We start from the raw sequence: 10625 nt of genomic DNA on the forward strand, positions 1-10625 counted from the left end.
GATATAAACCCATTACAATTTTTACCCTCTTTTTACAGAATTTAATCAATAATTTATTGGCTGTCGGAATATTGTTTCAATATCAATTTTAACAAAGTTATCATTCGGAATAAAACAAAATGCTCATCCTAACCCTTTTACTCACTGCTTCTGTCTTCATTTCCTTCCTCTTCTATAAATTCCTTTATTAATTCAACAAAGGCCTGTACCTGCTTAAGCTGGAAAGCAGATTCATAGCCAAGCAGCCATGTATCCCTTTTTAAGGGAAGGCCATGCTCATCCAACAACGGTACTTTAAATATGTTTTTCTCAGCACCATTTAAAGTAATTGCAGGCAAAATCGCATAACCGATCCCGTTGAATGTCATTTGTTTACATGTTTCAATTTGATCAACTACGATCGTTCTTTTTGGGGCTGTCTTGAAAGTCCGAAGCCACCAATCTTGAATTTCCTGAAAGTAATTAGAATCACTTTTAAACTGAATAAATGGGCGATCTGTATTTAAAATCTGTTCAGGTGATGTAATTTCAGTGTCGACCAAATAAAGAGGGTCCTTAAAAAGATGAATTTTTATTCCCTTCCAATCTGGTGTGCCCCGTATAATTCCAATATGTACTTGATCTTCATAAATTGATTTTAATATTTCACTGCTCCAGCCGGTCAATAGAGAAACCTTTGCTTGAGGGTAGCGGGTTACGAATTTCTTTAATACTTGCGGAAGCCAATTTTGCCCAACTATAGAGGCAACAGCTATCTTCAAAGTTCCATGAACTTCTGCATTAAGCGCATGGATGGATTCCCTCACCTTTTCCTCTTTCACAATAACCTCATTAATAAATTTTATGACAAGTTCCCCAGCAGGTGTTAAAGATAATCCCTTTTGAGAACGGACAAATAATTTTTCTCCCCACTCTTTCTCAATCGTTTGCAAGCGCTGAGATAAAGCAGGCTGTGAAACAAATAATCTCTCAGCTGCCTTCCTCATATTCATTTCCTGAGCAAGGACCGAAAGAAAGTGAAACTCAGAAAGTGATGACATATGTTCACTCCGTTCTTTTTTCTTCTACTATAACCTAAAAAGTTTAAAGTTTCATTGTTGGTGAAAAATCGGTTTTATTACAAAAAGACCCTGCAATTACTTTGCAGAGCCTGGTTCTTTCTTTGGCAGTAACATAACAAGGATAAAGCTGATTACAGCAAAAATTAGCACTGTATAATAAACCGTTTGTAAAGAAAAAGTAAGGCCATCTTGAAGCAATGCTTTTAATCCATCTGCAAGTTTATTTCTTTCCTCTTCATTCAAAAGAATATTCGTTGAATCAATCGATAAATCTTCTCCAGCACCATGCCCTTTTTCTTGAAAGTAATACATAATTCGATTATTTAATATTCCGCCAAGCAAGGCTGCCCCAATTGTATTTCCTAAATTTCTCATAAACATATTGGCAGCTGTTGCAATGCCTCTTTGATGCCAGCTGACTGTACTCTGAATTGAAACAATAAAGGTTGTTAAGGTTAGCCCCATTCCAACACCTACAAGAAAAGATCCGCATGCGGCCCAAAGCGGTCCTGCCTCGGGGGAAAGAGTAGCAAACACTATACATCCTAAAATGAGAGATAAACCACCAATAATTGACGTGCTTCTAAACCCGATTTTTAACAATAATCGACCTGCTGACCATGAGGCAATCGGCCAGCCAATTGACATAGTTGTTAGCGTAAATCCAGCAACTATTGGCGAGCGCTCCATCACACCTTGAACAAATGCTGGCAGAAAGCTCGATATTCCTATTAGGATAACTCCTGTCGTTAAGGAAGCTAAGTTAGCGATAAGGATTGAGCGTTCTTTCCAAATGCTAAAAGGCATCATCGGTTCCGGCGTTCTTTTTTCCTGAAAAACAAATAATAGGAAAGCTAGCAAGCTAATGCCTATCAAGCTAATGGCCTTTGATGAGGTCCAGGCCCAATTAACTCCTCCCTCCACTAAGACAATCATTAACGATGAAATAGAAACCGTCAGAAGCAGTGCACCTATATAATCTATCTGAGGCTTTTTCTTTTCTATGTTTTCATGAAGAAATTTCGATATTCCGATAATGGCCAAAATACCAAGAGGGATATTAATCCAAAATACATAATGCCAGCTTACATATTCGACTAAAATTCCGCCGACTGCTGGGCCCATAATGGCAGATATCCCCCATACACTTGATAAATATCCTTGAATTTTGGCTCTCTCTTCCTTCGTATAAATATCACCGACAATGGTTGTAGCAATCGGCATAACAGCCCCTGCTCCAATGCCCTGAATTAATCTAAAGATGATGAGCATTTTCATGGATTGTGCAAATCCACATAATATCGAGCCAATTAAAAAAATGACAATCCCAATAATTAAAATCGGTTTTCTTCCAAATAAATCAGATAGCTTCCCATAAATAAGTACAGTCACTGCATTCATCAGCAAATAAGCAGAAAACACCCAGCTATATAAAGAAAATCCGCCTAAATCCCCTACGATCACTGGCATTGCAGTAGAAACAATTGTAGCCTCTATCGCCCCCATAAACATAGCTAGCATCACCGAAGCTAGCACTAAAGGACGTCTTGTTTGTTTTTTATCTTTATGTATAAATGATTTTTCCATTACCTGTTCCAAGCCATTTTCCTCCTAAAATCGTTTCGCTCCTCGTAATTAAATTAGTATACGTGCTTATCTAATAAAAAAATCAAGCTCCCTTGAAAGGGAGCATTAGTTTTTATTCATTTTGCGAATTTGTTTATTTAACTCTATCATTACGGTTCTTCGTGTAAATATTCCTTCAAAAAAACCATCTTCATTCTCAATGCAAAGGAATGGATTGTCAATTAATAAAGCAACTGAATCCTGGATGGATGAATTAATGTTTAGTCTTGGAATTTTCCGATTCATTACTTCTTCTACGCGCTTTTTTTCCAGCTGTTCAAATTCAATTCTCTCAAGGCCTAGAATTGAGTCCATGATTAACGGGGTACTTATTAAGCCATGAAGTTTATAATACGGATCAAGTACAGGAATGGCCGTGTAGCCGCTTTTTGTTAACACTAAAAGAGCATGCTCTAAATTATTGCCAATTTGAACATGTGCTACCCGTTCTGATGGTATCATAAAATTTCGGATATTCTTTTCTAAAAACTCCCCGCTGTGAAGACTGATCATCGCCGAAACTCCTCAAAAATTATTATTATCTATCTATTTTAGTTTAACACAGTTTTCATTTAGTTGCTCCTAAAAAGTAACGTCCTCCTAAAATCATTAGGATTAATCATCCTTTACTAGTATGAATGTCCTTAACCTCGTATTGACAACGTGAGCATGTATAAATGACATTTTGGTTCGATTGAGCCGTTAAAACGGAAGTTATTTCAGATTCCGTTAAACACTTAGGACACTTTACAGTCGGAAGCATCATTTCATCACCTCATTACTATAATTAACTATTGGAAAGATTTAAATGTATTAGAAAACTCGCCGATTGGCGAGCCCCAAAGGGCGAAGACAGAGGCGTAGTTGCTCTTATGCCTAATAGGAAAGTTATACTTTCCTATCGGCCAAAAAAGGGAACCGTAATTGGCTCCCTTCTAAATGGTTTATTGAATTAGATCAAAAATTTCTATCGTAATCATATCAATATTATCAAATTGATACCTTTTAGGTTTTTCCTTATCATTATAGACTTCTAACTCAAACATTTCACTTTTTGGCTGGTACGTTACCTGACATTTTCTCTCGCCGTTCACCTCGAAAAAACGTTGCATCGGCTCTCCGCCTGTAGATTGTTCCTGTAAGTTTTTTAAACGTGTTAATATCCCTTGAAGCTGTGACATGCTCCCTCTCCTTTCACAAAAACCTTAAACATTATATTTAGGTTTCTCTTTTGGCATGTTTCTATCCTAAATGATTAAATTCAGAAATTTCAATTCCATTCCCTTGCATACCAATATTAACAGCATAAATTAATGTAACCCAATTGTACAAGAAAAAAATATTTTTTTTCTCGTTTTTTTACTTTTGAGAACCTCTGGAATAAGATATGAATGGAAAACAGTCTTATCATCATGATTGCATCGAGAATAATTGATTGAAATTCACTGACCATTTACACTAATATAGAAATGAAAGTGAGGGAGCCTTAATGAAAGAAATTACCATTTATACACAGCCAGATTGTCCGCCTTGCGAAATAACGAAAAGATTCTTAAGTGAATACGGCTTTTCTTATACAGCAAAAGATATTAAAAAAGACGAAAAAGCTAGAAATGATTTAATAAATAAATATCAATCATTTTCTACCCCAACAATCGTAATTGGAGAAGAAGTTATCACTGGTTTTGATTTAGAAAGGTTAAAGGATATTTTAGATATTAAAGAATAACCATTCATTTTTTTATTGGATTGTTCACTTACTGTTTTATAAAGTCGAGCAAAACCTGCCATATTTGATTAAAAACTCTAATGGATTCAAGCATAAGCCAACTTGCAAAGATGATTGGACTATTTTTTTCTGAAAGTAGTTTATATGATCTTTGCTTGTTGAGTGAGTTTGCTCTTTCTCTGGCTGCAACAGCTCCTCAGGAATATTATTATATAAAAATTCAGCTATTCTCCAACCACCATCACTCACTGTTAATAATAAGCCTTCATAATGGCTTTCATAAGAAACAGGACCTTCATCCATCTCAGGGAAAAACTCAAAAAAATACTTTTCATTTTCGTGCGAGACTAGCTTCGTTTCATCTGTAAAGCTAAAGTAGGGAATATAATAAAATGGGAAATCAGTTCCATATGTAATATACAAACTATTTTCTGAGAAAAGGTTTTCCTCTAAAAAAATCCTTTTTGCTTCTTCAGTAAAATATGGAGACAATATTTTATCAATTTCCTCCACTGTCCTAGGTTTTTCACCAAGTGAAAGCTGAGCTTGATAGGCAGCTTGGACAAAAGCAAAAACATCTTCACGATTGGATAACATCTTCTCAGCTTTCGTTATCGTTGGAAAAATGAAAGCTATCGCAACAATTATTGGAAGTATTTTACTGATAAGCCTGATCATTCTATCGTCCCCTTCATTTCTTAATAATTCTCATTTTATCAACAAACAAAGGGACAGAACGATGTTTTTGTTCGCAAAATAACTGCAGATTCTGACAGGAAAAAGCTTAAAAACACGAAAAGCCCCTTCATTAGACAAAAAATACCCAGAACCCAAAGCTGTTGATAAGCATTTGGATTATGAGTATTTTTTACATTGGTTTGTTGATATAAAATCCACCTTCTTCATCTTATTCATATTCTGAAGGGTCAACAAAATGTTTGTACACCAAATAAATTAACAGTGCAATAGCCGTTGTCAAAAACCCCCATCCAAGGGTTAATTGATCAATTAATAAATAATTATTGCATAATTGGTCAGGTGACCAAATGTATAAAAAACCCATCCCAAAATACTTAATTGTAAAAATGATAATAATAACGTTTTTTCCAGTCGAACTGAGCTTTTTCCAACTATCTCTAAGTGGAACTCCCGCTAAGAAAGGCAAACTGATAAATTTAAAAATTTCTACACTTTGTATCGTCAAGGCCTCATCCATTGTTCGTGGTATTGTCCAATATATAGCTATAACCATAAATAAAATAATTCCCGGTATACCATTACTATTCCACTTTTCGAAAAAACGAGGAAACCGCAATTGAAAAAAACGTGCCATAAAAAATCCTGAGATCACAAGCAGGGGCATCTGCATATGCATATGTGTAATCATGATGGATTCTACTAAATTTGCTACAGGAGGAAGCATCAGGAAAATATATAACAGTAAGGCATATATAACTTGTGTCATCATTACACCCCCGCTTCATTTTCAAGAATGCTTGTTACCTTAGCAGCAGCTTCTTCAATCTTCGTATAATCCATAACATCAACTAAACGGCCTTTTTCATCAACTAAATAAAATGCAGAATTATGAGTGAAATTCCCAAGCCCATCAGGAATGACAATGACGCCAAATTTCTCCAGCAAGGAGTCTAATTCAGCTTGATTAGGTATTCTCGCCATCCTCCAAGTTTCTCCATCACTATTAAAAGCCTTTCTGTATGTTTCTAATGTTGCTGGGTCATCTCTAGTCGGATCAAAGCTAATACTCAAAAAAACGATGTCTTCCCCGATATATTTTCTTGGCAGCAATTCATAGACTTGAGCCATATTCATTTCTAATTGGGGGCAGACAGTTGCACATGATGTATAAAGAAACGTTATGAATACATACTTATCTTTAAACTCAGAAATTGAATATTTCCGTCCTTTGTTATCCTCCAAAGTGACATCAGGGAATACGGGCTTTTCCTCCATTAGCTGATTCACTCTCGCGGTTTCTGCCGTAAATGCTCGGAATCCATCTGTCGCTATAAAAAACAACACACATCCAAACAGTAATACAACAATAATAGCAATTGTATTATGCCGGTTTTTGATCACGGAAATCACTTCCCAAATCATTATTTTGCTTTTTTTGGTTTTTTTCTTAATTTTTATTAAAAAGAGATAGCCCTGCATATGAGCTATCTCAATTGTCAATCATTGTCCAGCTGCAGCGGCTAGCCCCGACGTACAGGACGTACTAGTGTCGACAATGCGACAGGACGTCGCGCTTTTGTCGACCTCGAGGTCATAAGCCAATCTATGAATGAAGGCAAAGAGCACCTTCTTTCATAGAGCGTCTTATGCTTGTCGGGGCTGAACGAGCCGCTTCCGCATTTCGATTTTACCAAGTTTTAAATGGTGGTGAACCTGGTGGTGCATTAACAATCATATCTGTTAGTGGTAAAACATATGCCATAGCAATAACTATTAACATTACAACAATCCAAACTCCCCAACGTTCAGTCATATATGGAGTTCTAGCCTCTCCATCTTCCACTTCAGCAATAGGGAATTCTGTTTCTCCCTTTGGTGCAAAGAACATTAAATTAAATACTGCATACACCTGAATAATTACTGCGATCATTAGGAGTGTTGCACCAATTCCAATCATCATCATATATGGATCCCAGCCTAATGTTGTTGAAAAGTCACCATACGTTGTAAAGGAAGTTCTTCGCGGTGAACCAAACAATCCAACTGTGTGCATGGATCCGGACATAATTATCATACCAATTGTCCAAATAATCGTTTGAATAACACCTAATTTATTCATTTGCGGTGTTAATACTCGTTTTGATAAATGTGGAATTAACCAATAACTAATGCCAAAGAATGTCATTACTACGGACATACCTAATGTTAAATGGAAGTGACCGACAATCCACATTGTATTATGAACAACCTGGTCTAATTGGTTCGTACTTTGTACAATACCGCCTGCTCCAGCTGGTGCAAATGCAGCCATTGCGATAAATGGTGATAGGAAACGAACATCGCCCCATGGTAATTTTTTAAACCAGCCTAAAAGTCCTTTTCCGCCTTTTCTTCTTCCAGTACGTTCAAATACCGCAAACATTGCGTACGCAGTCATTAATGAAGGGAATCCAATTGCTAAACTCATAAACACGTGCATGAATTTTACTGGTACTGAAATACCCGGGTCAATAATTTGATGGTGGAATCCACCAGTAATATTCATAATAACTAATGCAATAACAACAACTCGAGTTAAATAGTCATTAAAGCGTGTGCCCCCAATAACTTTTGGCACTATGACGTACCATGCAGACACAGCTGTCAAATACCAAATATTTACTGCCGTATGTCCAAAAGCCCAAAATAGAGTACGGGCAACCATAACATTGATTGTATCCACCCAGCCAAGCGACCATGGAATAATCATAAATAGTACTTCAACCGCAACAAAAGCAGTTGCTCCGACTAGTAATACAAATACACCAGTAGCAAAGAAAGCAAGAATTGGAAGATGTTGTCCCTTGTGATTCTTTCTCCAATTCGCTATATTAATAAATGCTCCAGCTGAAAGCATCCAAACACCTAGTACAATGAACACTAAACCAAAGTAAAATACTGGGTGAGCTGCCATTGGCGGATAGAATGTATACATAACAGATGCTTCATTCATTAAGATTGGAATTACTACTAATACAAAACCGAATATCTTCATCCAAAAACCTATCCAAGCCATTTTTCTAACTTTTGGAAGAAGACCGCCTAATGTATGTGAAAGTCCTGCATAAAAATAACCAATTGTAAAGAAAGCTGACATCACAACAACTAGTAGTAAGCCGTGTGCGGTTAATACTTGATAATAATTAGCCCATGATGGCAGCTCCAGAAGACCAGCACGGTTTAATCCTTGCAATAACCCTAACAATCCGCCAAGAAGTAATGCTATAAATGCAACAGATAAATATGATTTCGATATTTTTGCATCCTCTAAATTTACACCAAGCACTTTATTTGCTTGATCTTTAAATGCTGTTGATTTTCCCTTTTGCTGTAAAACCGTTTCCACTGAACTTCCCCCCTTTATTTAACTGTAATGGTAGTACTCATTAACTGGTGGCCAGCACCACAGTATTCATTACAAAGCACTAAATAATCACCCGGTTTGTCAAACTTTTGCGTAATTTTTGAAATATGACCAGGCATTACCATCGTATTAATATTTGTATTTGCTACTTGGAATCCGTGCACAACATCTTTAGAAGTCATTGTGAAATGTACGGTTGATCCAGCAGGCACTTCAATATTACTTGGAGTAAAACTAAATATTTGCAAAGTCATAACCACTTCATATTCATTTTCACCAATTTTTTTAATTCCTGGCTGATCAAATGGTGCTGTTTGGTCTACCTTTTGCGGGTCGATTGTTTCCTTATGACTTGGTGGTGCCATCCCTAAGGCAAATCCTTGATAACCAGTAATAAGCATGAATATCATTATCATTCCAAAGCTTAATGTCAGCCATATTTTTTCTCCACGATGCATCATTTTCCCCCCCTAAACTCTACCCATATATAAACCGAATAGTACAAAATAAGTAATCAGAATAACTGCCCCGACTAAGGTTACGGATAAGCCTGTTCCTTTTTGTGATTCCTCTTCTACCTTTAATTTACTTTCTTGTTTTGTAGCTCCCATCTGAACCCAACCTCCTTTTGTTCTTTATACTTACATAATAATTGCGAAAGGTTCTCATTGTAGTGAAGTGAATCACACCTATCTAATCCGTACTAAATTTTAAAAAACTATGTCGTTTTCAGACAAAATTTAGACAAAAAAAGGCCTCCAATTCGGAGGCCTTTAAAGTAATCCTTCATGTTCATAAAGGAAATCATATGAAAGATCTATAAATATATATTCAAGCGCATTTAGCGGATACGAAAAAGTTCGGATTGTTTGCCCTGTTTCTATATCTCTGTATAAATCAGATAAGATACCTCGTTTTTCCTTTTTCATTTTCAAAATATTTTCGAAAAAATAGGGACGCCAGCTCCAGTTTTTATGGAGGTATTCTGGCTGAAGCAACCAATTATTATCTTCTTTAAAAATATTGGCAGATGTCTGAATTCCATTCTCATCACAAACATATAAGCGAAAAGCGACATCAGTTAAAGATAACGAAAGTTCCTTTATTAAATCCTCATATCCGAGCATTCTGCGATTTTTTGTTTGCAGAAACTGAGTCAGCCTTTCATTGAACTTCTCTGTTACATTATACAATTCTTCGAGTTTTTTCTTCTCGTAAGAAATAAATTCGTGCCATTTTTCCTTCAGTTTCTCCTTCTGAATATCACGGTCTACAAACTCCTCTGACGGCTTTTGCAAATAATAGCCCTGATAGTATCTTCCCCCATTTCTCCAAGCAAATTGAAGCTGATAGACCATTTCAATGTTTTTAAAAAGCAAAGTGGCCCCAATTTTTCGCGCTAATAAAGAAATAGAAAGTAAAATATCATGTAATATATGGGCAGAAGCAGTAGAACGCAATTCATTCAAATCAACCTTTAAAATATTCGGCGAGATTTGCCCAATTCTATCTAAATGACTTCTCTCATTCCCCATATTGTCAATGGCAATCTTAATACCATAAGTCCGAATATAATTTAATAGATGATCTAAATGCTCTACTTCACCCTTGTAGATACGCTCAGTCGATTCTAACACGATCCGATTTAGATTTATCCCCTTTTCTTGGTATTCAAACAAAATGGATAGGAACGATTCGGCATTATCAAACATTAATAAATCTGCATCTTTATTGATAAAAAGGAGAGTATCATCCTCTAAAAAAAGTGCTTTATCTAACGCCTTTCTTAAAACGGCATGATCGATTTCCAGCCTGTATTCTTCAGGTATGTTTTCATCTAGAAAAATGGGTCCTAAACTTACTATTCCATTTTCCCCCTTATATCTTCCTAATATCTCATAGCCTGTAACTCTTAGTTCATCCGCACTAAATATCGGCTGAAAGTATGGAAAGACATGATCCAAATCCGTTAATATTTCCAGGGCATCCATTTTCATACCCTCCAGTATTAATTAATAAAATACTTTTCCATAAAGTGAAACTTCAATCAGTGGGGGGGATCTTCCCCCACTGATTGTTAGTTGCGGCCCACAGGATGTGGGTCACA

General features: G+C 36.3%; 12 protein-coding genes. 1 reads left to right on the forward strand and 11 read right to left on the reverse strand.

Features of this window, described 5'->3' with window-relative positions:
- Positions 1-137: 137 nt before the first annotated feature.
- From V7122_RS09030 to V7122_RS09045, 4 genes are all read right to left on the reverse strand, one after another.
- On the reverse strand, positions 138-1040 hold the full coding sequence (locus V7122_RS09030; protein ID WP_335354565.1) for a LysR family transcriptional regulator: 903 nt from the start codon (positions 1038-1040) through the stop codon (positions 138-140).
- A 96-nt stretch (positions 1041-1136) separates the two neighbouring features.
- The gene (locus V7122_RS09035; RefSeq protein ID WP_335348047.1) at positions 1137-2648 is read right to left on the reverse strand and encodes an MDR family MFS transporter; all 1512 of its coding nucleotides are present in this window, start codon (positions 2646-2648) and stop codon (positions 1137-1139) included.
- Positions 2649-2753: 105 nt separating this feature from the next.
- The gene (gene cbpB / locus V7122_RS09040) at positions 2754-3200 is read right to left on the reverse strand and encodes a cyclic-di-AMP-binding protein CbpB (protein ID WP_335348039.1); all 447 of its coding nucleotides are present in this window, start codon (positions 3198-3200) and stop codon (positions 2754-2756) included.
- A 431-nt stretch (positions 3201-3631) separates the two neighbouring features.
- On the reverse strand, positions 3632-3868 hold the full coding sequence (locus tag V7122_RS09045) for a YkuJ family protein (protein ID WP_066289674.1): 237 nt from the start codon (positions 3866-3868) through the stop codon (positions 3632-3634).
- A 308-nt stretch (positions 3869-4176) separates the two neighbouring features.
- On the opposite strand from V7122_RS09045, the gene V7122_RS09050 reads away from it, so the two are divergent.
- Complete coding sequence (locus V7122_RS09050) at positions 4177-4416, forward strand: glutaredoxin family protein (RefSeq protein ID WP_335348040.1); 240 nt, start codon at positions 4177-4179, stop codon at positions 4414-4416.
- Positions 4417-4452: 36 nt separating this feature from the next.
- On the opposite strand, the gene V7122_RS09055 is transcribed toward V7122_RS09050, so the two are convergent.
- From V7122_RS09055 to V7122_RS09085, 7 genes are all read right to left on the reverse strand, one after another.
- Positions 4453-5094: a DUF3993 domain-containing protein gene (locus tag V7122_RS09055; protein WP_335348041.1), complete on the reverse strand. Its 642-nt coding sequence runs from the start codon at positions 5092-5094 to the stop codon at positions 4453-4455.
- A 229-nt stretch (positions 5095-5323) separates the two neighbouring features.
- A complete protein-coding gene (locus tag V7122_RS09060; protein ID WP_335348048.1) occupies positions 5324-5881 on the reverse strand; it encodes a hypothetical protein in 558 nt (185 codons plus the stop codon).
- Between the two features lie 2 nt (positions 5882-5883).
- A complete protein-coding gene (locus V7122_RS09065; protein ID WP_335348042.1) occupies positions 5884-6516 on the reverse strand; it encodes an SCO family protein in 633 nt (210 codons plus the stop codon).
- Positions 6517-6802: 286 nt separating this feature from the next.
- Positions 6803-8500, reverse strand: coding sequence for a cbb3-type cytochrome c oxidase subunit I (locus V7122_RS09070; RefSeq protein WP_335348043.1), 1698 nt, complete (start codon positions 8498-8500; stop codon positions 6803-6805).
- A 14-nt stretch (positions 8501-8514) separates the two neighbouring features.
- On the reverse strand, positions 8515-8979 hold the full coding sequence (locus V7122_RS09075) for a cytochrome c oxidase subunit II (protein WP_335348044.1): 465 nt from the start codon (positions 8977-8979) through the stop codon (positions 8515-8517).
- 9 nt (positions 8980-8988) lie between these two features.
- Positions 8989-9129 (reverse strand): hypothetical protein, encoded by a 141-nt coding sequence (locus tag V7122_RS09080; RefSeq protein ID WP_335348045.1) that lies wholly within the window; start codon positions 9127-9129, stop codon positions 8989-8991.
- Positions 9130-9291: 162 nt separating this feature from the next.
- Positions 9292-10509, reverse strand: a complete 1218-nt coding sequence (locus V7122_RS09085) for an EAL domain-containing protein (protein ID WP_335526399.1) — start codon at positions 10507-10509, stop codon at positions 9292-9294.
- Positions 10510-10625: the final 116 nt, after the last annotated feature.

The organism is Bacillus sp. JJ1532, from assembly GCF_036965085.1.
GTDB lineage: Bacteria > Bacillota > Bacilli > Bacillales > Cytobacillaceae > Cytobacillus.